Source organism: Kluyvera cryocrescens NBRC 102467, from assembly GCF_001571285.1.
GTDB lineage: Bacteria > Pseudomonadota > Gammaproteobacteria > Enterobacterales > Enterobacteriaceae > Kluyvera > Kluyvera cryocrescens.
Genome location: NZ_BCTM01000022.1, coordinates 63,203 through 74,942 on the forward strand (window position 1 = coordinate 63,203; position 11,740 = coordinate 74,942).

Consider the following 11,740-nt stretch of genomic DNA (forward strand, 5'->3'; position numbering starts at 1 on the left):
TTTACGTGCGACGGCGCGCCAGTGCCACCCCAGCACCCACCAATGCACCGACAATGCCCCACATGACCATCAGGAATACGCGACGTGGGCTCGTGCGTTTTACCGGTTCCTCAGGTGTCCGCAAATACCGATATGTCTGAAAACTGGTGGCCAACGTCGGCCCTACATTCAGGGTCGTCAGCATAGCCCTACCCTGATCATAATCAAGGTCAAACGTCGGCCCTACCGCCTGCAGGTTTTCCAGACGAGCCTGCAGCATAGGACGGCCTAATAACGAGAGCTCCGAATCCGGTAACTCATCGGCCGGGATATCCGTCACGCTGCGGTTAATATTGTGCTGCTGTGCAATCTTCAGCGCCGCTTCAATGCTGTGCATACGACGATTAAAAATCGCCTGCGCAACCTCTTCCTGACGCTTCACCTGCGCTTTAACCTGAATAGTGCGCGCGGCCCATGCGCCCTTCAGCTCATCATTCAGATGACCTGCGGCCCGCTGACTGGCAAAGGCAACATACTGACGTAATAGATTGTTGGCGTCCTGCGCGGTTTCTGCGTTCAGCTTCACGCTGTCACTGACGCTTTTTTGTGCATCGCCCGGAATAAATTGAATGTCGTTAATCAGATCATCAAGCTGCGCAGCGTCGGCGCGGGAGTTACCCACCATCCGCTGCTTGTAGTAGTCCGTCTGCGACCAGAAATCGCGGCGGGTGTCCCACGAGGCGAGCTGCATCACGAACTCTTTGTAAACTTCATCCATCACCGAAGGCGGTGTGGCAGTGGTTGGGTTGACCTTCACATCCAGATTGCGCAGAAACTGCTGCTGCGAATAGTAACCGCCAAGCATATTCACAGTCGGGCGGTCAGTGATAGCCGTTGTGCTCCACTCTTGCCGGGCAAAAAAAGTATAAATCAGCACGATAACGGCAAACAGCACCGCAAAGCCGATAATCCAATGTTTCCCCGACCACAACGCGCGAAACAGGCCACGAATATCCAGTTCATTCTCAGCACTTGCCAACTGTGCTTCCGGTAATGGTTGTGTCATTACTACCCCAGTTTTACTTGGTTAATTTTGGATGATTTTCACTGTTCCGACGCATTCTGCGCTTCATGCGTTTAATGAAACGCGCTACTTTCCAGGCCCGCTTGATGCAGTAGCCATAGAGGCCAAAAGCCACGAAGAACAGTAACAGCATGACCCATTCAGGCACAACGCGCGTGTACTCGGCCAGGACTCCGATTCCGGCCAGCAGCGCTGCGGCAAGGGTAATCAGGACCAGCGCCTGACGAGACGTAAAGCCTGCACGCATAATCAGATGGTGAATGTGTTGACGGTCTGCGGAGAACGGGCTCATGCCCTTACGCAGACGGCGATACATGATAGCGACCATATCCATCAACGGAATCGCGACAATCCACAGCGCCGTGACCGGGCTGATAGGATGATGTGTCCCCTGGGTGGTTTCCAGCAGGATCCAGATGACCGTAAAGCCAATCAGCGTGCTGCCCGCATCGCCCATGAAGACTTTATAGCGACGGCCCAGCACGCCAAGGTTCAACATAATATAAGGCAGAATGGCGGCGATCATCGCGAAGCACCATATAGCAAGACTGACTTGCCCATCAAACCACAGGATCAGGCCAATCGCGCCAAAGCTGACGCTCGACAAACCGCCGAGCAGGCCATCAATACCATCGACCATATTGAAAGCGTTAATCATCGCCCAGACGGCAAACAGAGTGAGGAAGAAGCCAAACGGCCCAAGCACCAGTTCCCACGAACCGAAGATATAACCCAGGCTACGTAAATATAAATTGCCTGCCGTCATCATCACGATACCAATCAGGGCCTGAATGGTTGCGCGGATTTTCACGCTAACGTCATAGCGGTCATCAAGAGCCCCAACGAGCACCAAGGCACCTGCACAGGCAAGGTAAAGGGAAGCGTGAGGAATGTAGTAATCTGCGATCGCAAAAGTGAAGCAGATCCCGGCATAGACCGAGATGCCACCCACTAGTGGAATAAGCCCCTGGTGACGTTTACGGTAATTAGGTCTATCCACCAAACCGACCTTTTTAGCCGCTTTACGGGCGAAAAAAAGGAATACGGTGGTGAATAAAAAAATACTGATCAAGTCAGTACCGACGGTCAGTAAACTCACAATTTATACTCGCTGCGAATATTAATAGCGAAAGTATACCCACGATAATGGTTTATCAGAAGAGGAAGCCTGATGATTATTGGGGAAACTCGCCTGATTTATAACCGATTTTACAAACTAACTCTTATTGTAGCTGTAAACCGTAATTGTCCGTGAAAAAAATGCGGAGCCGTATCACCTAAACTCCTAAAAACAAAAACGCCACACAAAAGTGTGGCGTTCGTCGGCAAAAACCGGATTTTACGAGCGTTTCATCATGTCGAAGAAATCGTCGTTAGTTTTGGTCATTGCCAGCTTATTGATGAGGAATTCCATCGCATCAATCTCACCCATAGGGTGGATGATTTTGCGCAGGATCCACATTTTCTGCAGCTCTTCCTGAGTAGTAAGCAGCTCTTCTTTACGGGTACCGGAACGGTTGTAGTCGATAGCCGGGAAGACGCGTTTTTCAGCAATCTTACGAGAGAGATGCAGTTCCATGTTGCCAGTACCTTTAAACTCTTCGTAGATAACTTCATCCATTTTAGAGCCGGTATCCACCAACGCGGTAGCAATAATCGTCAGGCTGCCGCCCTCTTCCACGTTACGTGCTGCACCGAAGAAACGCTTCGGACGATGCAGGGCGTTAGCGTCAACACCACCGGTCAGTACTTTACCGGAAGCAGGTACGACGGTGTTGTAGGCGCGAGCCAGACGGGTGATGGAGTCGAGCAGAATGATAACGTCTTTCTTGTGTTCAACCAGACGTTTCGCCTTCTCGATAACCATTTCAGCGACCTGAACGTGACGGGATGCCGGTTCGTCAAAGGTGGAAGCAATGACTTCGCCTTTAACCAGACGCTGCATCTCGGTCACTTCTTCCGGACGTTCGTCAATCAGCAGAACCATCAGTACGCAGTCTGGGTGGTTATACGCAATGCTCTGCGCAATGTTCTGCAGCAGCATGGTTTTACCGGCTTTCGGCGGCGCTACAATCAGGCCACGCTGGCCGCGGCCAATTGGCGATGCCAGATCCAGAACGCGAGCGGTTAAATCTTCGGTAGAACCGTTACCACGTTCCATACGCAGACGAGAGTTTGCGTGCAGCGGGGTTAAGTTCTCAAACAGGATCTTGTTGCGCGAGTTTTCCGGCTTGTCGTAGTTAACTTCGTTAACTTTCAACAGCGCAAAGTAACGCTCACCCTCTTTCGGCGGACGGATCTTACCCGAAATGGTGTCACCAGTGCGGAGATTGAAACGGCGGATTTGGCTAGGGGAAACGTAGATATCATCGGGACCGGCGAGGTAGGAGCTGTCTCCAGAGCGGAGGAAACCAAATCCATCCTGCAATATCTCCAGTACACCGTCACCAAAGATATCTTCGCCACTCTTTGCGTGCTGCTTCAGGATGGCAAAAATAATGTCCTGCTTGCGCATACGTGCCTGGTTTTCCAGACCCATATTTTCGCCGAGAGTAATCAGCTCAGAAACCGGCGTATTCTTTAATTCGGTAAGATTCATAATGGTGTGAGTTCTTAAACTTGGGGGAAATCTCGAACTTAATGTTGTGAATGGTATGGCAGGGTCATCCGTGCCTGTTTACGGCCATCACTCATGTCTGTTCGCTGTCTGGTCACAGGAGAGTACGCAGAACTGAAACGACAAGACGGAAAGAGTGACAAACCTGGAATTTTTCCACCTCTGACGTCATACATCGCAACGGGAGGTTTGGATAAAACAAGATTCAAACAAGGTATGTTTAAAACGAAGTCAAAAATAACTTAGCACGACTGAAGCCGGGCGTCCAGAGTTCTGCTTAATTTAAGAACACTGGACGCCCAAACCGAATTTCTTACGCCAGGTTCGCGTCGAGGAACTCTTTCAGTTGGCCTTTAGACAGCGCGCCAACTTTGGTTGCTGCAACTTCGCCGTTTTTGAACAGCAGCAGCGTAGGAATACCGCGGATGCCATACTTAGGGGCAGTGCCTGGGTTCTGATCGATGTTCAGTTTAGCAACGGTCAGTTTACCCTGATACTCCTCGGCGATTTCATCCAGAATCGGGGCGATCATTTTGCACGGACCGCACCACTCTGCCCAGAAATCGACGAGTGTCAGCCCGTCAGCTTTGAGTACGTCCGTGTCAAAACTGTCGTCAGTCAGGTGAATAATTTTATCGCTCATATTTAACTCCACAGGAATAAGCCTGGTGTGTTGGTGTAGCATTAACCAACGAGGTGTTGATGTTGACTTCGCCAACAAAGGTTGACGTTATTTCACCGGATACGCTTTCTTAATGCAATAGTAAGCTGATATTCTACCACACTATGAGCAAAACACATTTAACAGAACAGAAGTTTTCCGACTTCGCCCTGCACCCTAAAGTGGTTGAAGCCCTTGAAACTAAAGGGTTTTATAATTGCACACCCATTCAGGCGCTGGCTTTGCCGCTGACGCTTGCTGGACGTGACGTCGCGGGACAGGCGCAAACCGGTACCGGGAAAACGATGGCGTTCCTGACGTCCACGTTTCATTATCTTCTTTCTCACCCGGCGAGTGCAGACCGCCAGGTGAACCAACCGCGCGCCTTAATTATGGCGCCAACCCGTGAGCTGGCCGTACAGATTCACGCCGACGCAGAGCCTTTGGCTCAGGCGACTGGCCTGAAACTGGGTCTGGCCTACGGCGGTGATGGCTATGACAAACAGCTGAAAGTGCTGGAGAGCGGCGTCGATATTCTGATCGGCACCACGGGTCGTCTTATTGATTATGCAAAACAGAACCACATCAACCTGGGCGCGATTCAGGTGGTGGTCCTGGACGAAGCCGATCGCATGTACGATCTGGGCTTTATTAAAGATATCCGTTGGCTATTCCGTCGCATGCCGCCGACCAACCAGCGTCTGAATATGCTGTTCTCCGCAACGCTGTCCTACCGCGTCCGCGAACTGGCGTTCGAACAAATGAACAACGCCGAGTATGTGGAAGTCGAGCCGGAGCAGAAAACGGGTCACCGCATTAAAGAAGAGCTGTTCTACCCTTCCAACGAAGAGAAAATGCGTTTACTGCAAACGCTGCTGGAAGAAGAGTGGCCGGATCGCGCGATTATCTTCGCCAACACCAAACATCGTTGTGAAGACATCTGGGGCCACCTGGCGGCTGATGGCCATCGCGTCGGTCTGCTGACCGGCGACGTTGCGCAGAAAAAACGCCTGCGTATCCTGGAAGATTTTACCAGCGGTGATATCGACATTCTGGTGGCCACTGACGTTGCTGCACGCGGCCTGCACATTCCAGCCGTGACGCACGTCTTTAACTACGACCTGCCAGACGACTGTGAAGACTACGTGCACCGTATCGGCCGTACCGGTCGTGCAGGCGCCAATGGACACTCCATCAGCCTTGCCTGTGAAGAGTACGCGCTGAATCTGCCGGCGATTGAAACCTACACCGGTCACTCTATTCCGGTCAGTAAGTACAATCCGGACGCGCTGTTAACCGATCTGCCGAAACCATTACGTCTGACGCGCGTTCGTCAAGGCAATGGTCCGCGTCGTTCTGGCGCACCACGTAACCGTCGTCGTTCAGGTTAAAAACGTTATGCTCACTTCCACCTCGCTCTATGCAGCTATCGATCTCGGTTCTAATAGTTTTCATATGCTGCTTGTTCGCGAGGTGGCGGGAAGTATCCAGACGCTCACGCGCATAAAGCGCAAAGTGCGTCTGGCTGGCGGACTCAACCGTGACAACATGCTGTCAGCTGAAGCCATGGAACGTGGATGGCAGTGCCTGCGCCTGTTCGCCGAACGTTTACAAGATATTCCCCCGACCCAAATTCGTATTGTTGCTACCGCAACGCTGCGTCTTGCCGTTAATGCCGATGTCTTTATCGCCAAAGCCCAGCAAATTCTTGGCTGCCCGGTGCAGGTTATCCGAGGCGAAGAAGAAGCGCGTCTGATTTATCAGGGTGTTGCGCACACAACCGGCGGCGACGATCGCCGTTTAGTGGTGGATATCGGCGGTGCCAGCACCGAATTGGTGACCGGTACCGGCGCACAAACCACCTCCCTGTTTAGCCTGTCGATGGGCTGCGTCTCGTGGCTCGAACGCTACTTTACTGACCGCAATCTGGCGCAGGAACACTTCGACGAAGCCGAACGCGCCGCGCGAGAAGTGCTCAAACCGGTTGCCGACGAACTGCGCCAGCATGGCTGGAAAGTCTGCGTCGGGGCTTCAGGCACGGTTCAGGCGTTACAAGAGATCATGATGGCGCAGGGGATGGATGAACGCATCACCCTCGCTAAACTTCAGCAGCTTAAACAGCGCGCTATCCAATGCGGGCGTCTGGAAGAGCTGGAAATTGAAGGGCTGACGCTGGAACGCGCGCTGGTCTTCCCAAGCGGGCTGGCGATCCTTATCGCCATTTTCACTGAGCTAAATATCCAGTGTATGACCCTGGCCGGCGGCGCACTGCGCGAAGGCCTGGTCTACGGCATGCTGCATCTGGCGGTGGATGAAGACATTCGTAGCCGCACGCTGCGCAATATTCAGCGTCGCTTTATGGTCGATACCGAACAGGCCAACCGCGTCGCACAGTTGGCCTCTCAGTTTGTCGACCAGGTGGGTGAGAGTTGGGATCTGGAACCCTTGAGTCGCGAGCTGCTGTTAAGCGCCTGCGCTTTACACGAAATCGGTCTGAGCGTTGATTTTAAACAGGCACCGCAGCACGCCGCCTATCTGGTGCGTAATCTCGATTTGCCGGGCTATACCCCTGCGCAAAAGAAGCTGCTGGCGACGTTATTGCTCAACCAGACAAACCCTGTCGACCTGTCATCGCTCCACCAGCAAAATGCCGTGCCTCCGCGCGCGGCCGAGCATCTTTGCCGTCTGTTGCGCCTGGCCATTATCTTCGCCAGTCGTCGCCGTGACGATCTGGTGCCAGAAATGACGCTGCAGGTCAAAGAGGAAAGTCTGACGCTCACGCTGCCGAAAGGATGGCTGGAACAGCATCCGCTGGGTAAAGAGACGATTGATCAAGAAAGCCAGTGGCAAAGCTATGTCCACTGGCCCTTAGAAGTGCGCTAGCTATTCATCATTGCCGGATAGCATTAGCGTATCCGGCCTATGATTTCGCTTTCTTCGCCGCCATCATCGCTTTCAGATTCGCCAGATGACTCTGCCCTTTCTGCATCCGTTCTTCAGCGCTCACCACTTTCCGTTCCTGTTCCCAAACCAGGTCATCCTGCGGTAGTTCCAGCAGGAAACGGCTTGGCTCCGGACGCACCAACTCACCGTATTGACGGCGTTCTTTGCACAGCGTGAAGATGAGCTCCTTCTGCGCACGGGTGATCCCAACGTAGGCCAGACGGCGCTCTTCATCAACGTTATCTTCATCGATGCTGCTCTGGTGCGGCAGCAGCCCCTCTTCCATCCCAACCAGAAAGACGTACGGGAACTCCAGCCCTTTGGACGCATGGAGGGTCATGAGCTGTACCTGATCCATATCCTCCTCACTTTCGCCGCGTTCCATCATGTCGCGCAGCGTAAAGCGAGTCACCACTTGAGTGAGCGTCATTGGCTCTTCCAGCTCGCTGCCTTCCAGCATTTCCGTCATCCAACCAAACAGCGTGTTGACGTTTTTCATCCGCATTTCGGCCGCTTTCGGACTTGGCGAGGTTTCAAACAGCCAGGATTCGTAGTCGATGCCGTGGATCAGATCGCGCACCGCGGCAATCGGCTCACGCTCGGCCAGACGCTGAACTTCACCCAGCCAGTGGGTAAAACGCGTCAGCGACTCATAGCCACGTCCGGTCAACGTTTGATTTAGCCCCATATCAAAACTGGCGGTAAACAGACTCTTGTTACGGGTCATCGCCCATTCGCCGAGCTTTTGCAGCGTCGCCGAGCCAATCTCACGTTTTGGGGTATTCACGATGCGCAGGAAGGCGCTGTCATCATCCGGATTGCTCAACACGCGCAAATACGCCAGCAGGTCTTTAATCTCTGGACGCGAGAAGAACGAGGTACCACCGGAAATTTTGTACGGGATGCGGTTTTGCATCAGGAACTTTTCGAACACCCGCGACTGGTGGTTACCGCGATAAAGAATCGCGTAATCCTTATATTCCGTCTTATTCACAAAGTGATGGGCGATAAGCTCACCGGTCACACGCTCCGCTTCATGCTCTTCGTTGTTGGCGCTCAGCACTTTGAGCTCCTTGCCGTAGCCCAGCTCAGAGAACAGACGCTTTTCGAACACGTGCGGGTTATTGGCGATCAAAATGTTCGCCGCCTTCAGGATGCGCTCAGAAGAGCGATAGTTCTGCTCGAGCTTAATCACCTGCAGCGCCGGGAAATCTTTGCTTAACAGTACCAGGTTTTGCGGACGCGCACCGCGCCAGGAGTAGATAGACTGATCGTCATCACCCACCACGGTAAAACGGGCGCGTTGTCCCACCAGAAGCTTAACCAGTTCATACTGGCTGGTGTTGGTATCCTGATATTCATCCACCAGCAGGTAGCGAATTTTATTCTGCCAGCGCTCGCGCACCTCTTCATTACGCTGCAGCAGCAGCGTTGGCAGCAAAATCAGATCATCGAAGTCCAGCACGTTGCAGGCCTTCATATGCGCGTCGTACAGACCATAGCAGTGGGCAAAAATACGATCGCGTTCACCTTTCGCGCAGGCGGCCGCCTGCGCAGGCGTCATCAGATCGTTTTTCCAGTTGGAGATCGTCGAGATCAACTGCTGGAACACCACTTTATCGTCTTCGATCAGTCCTTCGGTCAGATCTTTCAGCAGCGCGGTCTGATCGGTATCGTCAAACAATGAGAAGTTTGACTTCATCCCTAGCGCCGCATATTCGCGCTTGATGATATCCAGCCCCAGGGTGTGGAACGTCGAGATCATCAGTCCGCGCGCCTCTTTGCGGCCCAACGTCTGCGACACACGCTCTTTCATCTCGCGCGCCGCCTTGTTGGTAAAGGTGACTGCTGCGATATGCCGCGCCTGGTAGCCACACTGGTGGATCAGGTGTGCGATTTTATTGGTGATAACGCGGGTCTTACCGGATCCAGCACCCGCCAGCACCAGGCAGGGTCCGGTGACGAATTCGACGGCTTGTTGTTGTCCGGGGTTCAAACGCATGACGTATTGCTCAATCTGTAAACACGGGGGGTGGATTGTAGCAGAAAGTCGGACTGAGATTTACCCGCCGAATGGTAAAGTGTTGGGCAGTTATCCGTTGATGAGAATGAGCCCATGGTAAAGAGCGCAGCAGCCCTGCATATTCTGGTAAAAGAAGAGAAACTGGCCCTTGAGATCCTCAGCAAGCTGGAACGCGGGATCAGCTTCGATCATCTGGCCAAACGCTATTCGCGTTGCCCATCCGGCCGCAACGGCGGCGATCTGGGCGAATTCAAACAGGGCGTCATGGTCGGCCCGTTCGATGCCGCCGTGTTTAGCTGCCCGCTGCTAAAACCCTATGGGCCGGTCAAAACCAAATACGGCTACCACATCATCAAAGTGCTGTATCGCCGATAAGCCGTGCTAAAATCGCCAGCCTGATATCTCCCCCATTTGAAGGCATAATCATGGCTAAAACAGCAGCAGCACTGCATATCCTTGTAAAAGAAGAACAACTGGCACTGGATCTTCTGGAACAGATTAAAAACGGCGCCGATTTTGAGAAGCTGGCGAAAAAGCACTCGACCTGCCCATCAGGTAAGAAAGGCGGTCACCTGGGCGAATTCCGTCAGGGCCAGATGGTACCGGCATTCGATAAAGTGGTGTTCTCCTGCCCAGTGCTGGAACCAACCGGCCCGCTGCACACGCAGTTCGGCTACCACATCATTAAGGTCCTGTACCGTAACTAATTTGTCCTTTCAGACCGACATCGTTTCGGCCTGAATGGTCTGACATAAAAGCCTCTCGCTGATGAGAGGCTTTTTTTTATTTATGCGCCTGCAGCGTCTGCTGGGCTTCGTACTTCATCACATGCGTGCGAATCGCGGCCTGGAATACCTTAAACATCAGGCCGCTAATCAGCGTCGCGAGGGTAATGGTGATAAACGCTGTCATCACCCAGTCAATCAGCGCAAATCCGCTGTTCAACAGCGCCGGGCGATACACCGCCATCCCGGCAAAAACCACCCAGTGACTTAAACAGTAAAAACACTGGAACAGATGGCCCATCAGCGCATTCTTCTTCGCCGTCCATTCGCGGAACGCGGCAAACAGCTCAGTTTGCGTCACCGTCATCGAAATACTGCTGGCCGCCAGGGCAATCATCAAACAGGTTGTTAAGGTAGCAATCATTAGTCATGGCCTTTGTCGTTGAAGTAACTGATGAATTCGCTGCCGATATCGTGCAGCGTCAGGCTTTTAAAGCGATCGAGGATCAGCGTTTGTGCGTCAGCGAGCGTCGCCGACATCACCCGATTCACCCCTTGCTCAACCAGACACTGCGGATTTTCGCTACGGTTACCGAGGGCAAACAGCGCCGGTTCACCCAAAGCCATGTAGATATCGTAAAGCGTGATTGCGTCGACGGGCCGGCACAATCGCCAACCGCCGTGGTGCCCTTTGGTGGCACAAACGATGTTGTTTTCCCGCAGCCCAGCGAGCAGCTTGCGGATGAATGCTGGATTGCCTTCGATAAAGGCCGCCATCTGCTCCGAAGTCAGAGGCTTATCCATCTGCTGCATGTGCAGCAGAATATGCAGCGTTGCGGAGAATGAGTTGTTTGTTTTCATGTAACTTACGATATTACATAAACTCAGAATCTGGCAATCGTCTTCCCAAAAATAAAATGAAAAAAGAATCAACGTATTAATAAATAACGTTATTTATCTTTTCCCTTCAGGCCATTGACGAAAAACAATCTTATGTTACTTTAAATATTACATGAGATTATTCACAAACAACGGGGTGGGTATGCGCGACATCGAACAGACACCAGAAATATTTTGGGAATCACATTACGACGCCATGTCGCCAATCTCGAATGGGATCCCTGGAAAAATAGTGGTGCGCTTTAGCGAAGGGCTCATCCCGGGCAAAGCGCTGGAATTAGGCTGCGGTCGGGGTGATGACGCAGTATGGCTGGCACAACAGGGCTGGCAGGTCACGGCGGTTGACCTCTCATATCGTGCAATTGAATATGCCGCCGCCAACGCCTCGCGCTCAGGGGTGAATATCAACTTTGAACGACACGACCTCACGCAGACTTTCCCATCCGGTGAGTTCGACCTGATTGTCGCCTCTTTCCTCGAATCACCGCTAGAATTCGATCGCGCACCTCTTTTCCGCGCCGCGTTTGGCCACCTTGCGCCGGGAGGATTACTGCTGATCACGTCACACGGCAAAGTTCCCAACTGGTCTAAACACGTTCGCCCGTTCTTACCAGCAAGCGAAGTGTTGGCGTCGTTAGGCCCACTACCGCAGGGTTGGGAAGTGCAATTCTGCGATGAGGTATCACGAGTGATGACCGGCCCGGAAGGACAGCAGGATGAGGTGTCCGATGCGGTGGTCGCGTTAAAACGCGCATAAAAAAACGGCCCGGTCGCGAGATGCGGACCGGGCCGGATGGTAACGAGCTTG

General features: G+C 52.9%; 12 protein-coding genes and 1 pseudogene. 5 read left to right on the top strand and 8 right to left on the bottom strand.

The window, feature by feature from the left end:
* Position 1 precedes the first annotated feature (1 nt).
* From wzzE to trxA, 5 genes and pseudogenes are all read right to left on the bottom strand, one after another.
* Positions 2-1,045 (bottom strand): ECA polysaccharide chain length modulation protein, encoded by a 1,044-nt coding sequence (gene wzzE / locus KCR01S_RS16270; RefSeq protein ID WP_061283925.1) that lies wholly within the window; start codon positions 1,043-1,045, stop codon positions 2-4.
* 13 nt (positions 1,046-1,058) lie between these two features.
* Positions 1,059-2,162 (bottom strand): UDP-N-acetylglucosamine--undecaprenyl-phosphate N-acetylglucosaminephosphotransferase, encoded by a 1,104-nt coding sequence (gene wecA / locus KCR01S_RS16275; RefSeq protein WP_061283927.1) that lies wholly within the window; start codon positions 2,160-2,162, stop codon positions 1,059-1,061.
* Positions 2,163-2,402: 240 nt separating this feature from the next.
* The gene (rho, locus tag KCR01S_RS16280) at positions 2,403-3,662 is read right to left on the bottom strand and encodes a transcription termination factor Rho (RefSeq protein ID WP_052285527.1); all 1,260 of its coding nucleotides are present in this window, start codon (positions 3,660-3,662) and stop codon (positions 2,403-2,405) included.
* Between the two features lie 89 nt (positions 3,663-3,751).
* A pseudogene (locus tag KCR01S_RS25665) lies at positions 3,752-3,856 on the bottom strand (hypothetical protein); the annotation flags it as partial.
* Between the two features lie 137 nt (positions 3,857-3,993).
* Complete coding sequence (gene trxA / locus KCR01S_RS16285; protein ID WP_002883224.1) at positions 3,994-4,323, bottom strand: thioredoxin TrxA; 330 nt, start codon at positions 4,321-4,323, stop codon at positions 3,994-3,996.
* Between the two features lie 143 nt (positions 4,324-4,466).
* On the opposite strand from trxA, the gene rhlB reads away from it, so the two are divergent.
* A complete protein-coding gene (rhlB, locus tag KCR01S_RS16290) occupies positions 4,467-5,732 on the top strand; it encodes an ATP-dependent RNA helicase RhlB (RefSeq protein WP_061283929.1) in 1,266 nt (421 codons plus the stop codon).
* A 7-nt stretch (positions 5,733-5,739) separates the two neighbouring features.
* A complete protein-coding gene (gene gppA / locus KCR01S_RS16295; RefSeq protein WP_061283991.1) occupies positions 5,740-7,224 on the top strand; it encodes a guanosine-5'-triphosphate,3'-diphosphate diphosphatase in 1,485 nt (494 codons plus the stop codon).
* Positions 7,225-7,261: 37 nt separating this feature from the next.
* Here gppA and rep read toward each other — a convergent pair whose 3' ends face one another.
* Positions 7,262-9,286, bottom strand: a complete 2,025-nt coding sequence (gene rep / locus KCR01S_RS16300) for a DNA helicase Rep (protein ID WP_061283931.1) — start codon at positions 9,284-9,286, stop codon at positions 7,262-7,264.
* Positions 9,287-9,400: 114 nt separating this feature from the next.
* Here rep and ppiC (KCR01S_RS16305) point away from each other — a divergent pair, with 114 nt between their 5' ends.
* Entirely contained in the window at positions 9,401-9,682 is a 282-nt protein-coding gene (gene ppiC / locus KCR01S_RS16305; protein WP_061283933.1) for a peptidylprolyl isomerase PpiC, read from the top strand.
* 50 nt (positions 9,683-9,732) lie between these two features.
* Entirely contained in the window at positions 9,733-10,014 is a 282-nt protein-coding gene (gene ppiC, locus KCR01S_RS16310) for a peptidylprolyl isomerase PpiC (RefSeq protein WP_052285532.1), read from the top strand.
* A 76-nt stretch (positions 10,015-10,090) separates the two neighbouring features.
* On the opposite strand, the gene KCR01S_RS16315 is transcribed toward ppiC (KCR01S_RS16310), so the two are convergent.
* The gene (locus KCR01S_RS16315) at positions 10,091-10,456 is read right to left on the bottom strand and encodes a hypothetical protein (RefSeq protein ID WP_061283935.1); all 366 of its coding nucleotides are present in this window, start codon (positions 10,454-10,456) and stop codon (positions 10,091-10,093) included.
* The gene (locus KCR01S_RS16320) at positions 10,456-10,893 is read right to left on the bottom strand and encodes an RrF2 family transcriptional regulator (RefSeq protein WP_061283994.1); all 438 of its coding nucleotides are present in this window, start codon (positions 10,891-10,893) and stop codon (positions 10,456-10,458) included. The genes KCR01S_RS16315 and KCR01S_RS16320 overlap by 1 nt, the downstream gene beginning before the upstream one ends.
* 181 nt (positions 10,894-11,074) lie before the next feature.
* Between KCR01S_RS16320 and KCR01S_RS16325 the strand changes: the two genes are divergently transcribed.
* Positions 11,075-11,689 carry a class I SAM-dependent methyltransferase gene (locus KCR01S_RS16325; RefSeq protein WP_072277170.1) on the top strand — a complete coding sequence of 205 codons (615 nt, stop codon included), beginning with the start codon at positions 11,075-11,077 and terminating at the stop codon, positions 11,687-11,689.
* Positions 11,690-11,740 lie beyond the last annotated feature (51 nt).